This window comes from Autumnicola tepida, assembly GCF_031846485.1.
Lineage (GTDB): Bacteria > Bacteroidota > Bacteroidia > Flavobacteriales > Flavobacteriaceae > Autumnicola > Autumnicola tepida.
Map to the genome: position 1 here is coordinate 1 of NZ_JAVRHQ010000097.1, position 725 is coordinate 725.

Annotated in this window: 1 protein-coding gene; it reads left to right on the top strand. The window is 32.0% G+C overall.

The genetic code is table 11. The annotated features are described in order from the left end of the window. Positions 1-17: 17 nt before the first annotated feature. Positions 18-725: hypothetical protein (locus RM553_RS19565; protein WP_311536646.1), on the top strand; the 708-nt coding region annotated here is incomplete at its 3' end.

The following is a 725-nucleotide window of genomic DNA, read 5'->3' on the forward strand; positions in this document are numbered from 1 at the left end:
GTGTTTAATTTTTTATGATGAATTGGATTATAATTTTTAATAGACTATTTGAATTAATTAATAACCAGGGAAATGATGCTTATTACGGTGGCACAAGATTTCTTAACGCAGTGAGAGAAGTTACATTTGCAGTACCTTCTTATCACGACTATATTGAACAAAGAAGAGCAGAAGGAAAAAGTACAACCAGAAGAGATTATTATTTTGATTTACTAATGGAGCAATCAGAGAATGATCGTATTAATATTGTAAATAATATTTTGGATTCTATTGAACATATTGAACCGGAAAGAACTGCAACTATTAGAGAGTTAATTGCTCCTCAAGAAGCTCAACCCGCATCTGGAGGTCCCCAAGCCATTATTCCTCAAGAAATTTGGAATGCGGAAAGATTGACGGAATATCTCGAAAATATTGATACCGCTATTAATGATGAAAATTATGAATATGCTTTAACTTTAGCATATACTTGTCTTGAGGGGTTTTACAAATCGTTTATCAGAGAAAAAATTCCTGCCCAAGTCCATTTAGATGATTTAACCCAGATGTCTGTTCAAATTAGGAGATTTATTAAAAATAAATTAGATGAAGATGACATCGAATATCCTGAACAGACTATTATATTAATTTCAACTGTTACAAATGCAATTTGTAATGCAAGAAACGATTTTAGTGATTCTCATAGCGGTAACAGAGCGGAAAAATGGTTAGCAATTTATCTCCGA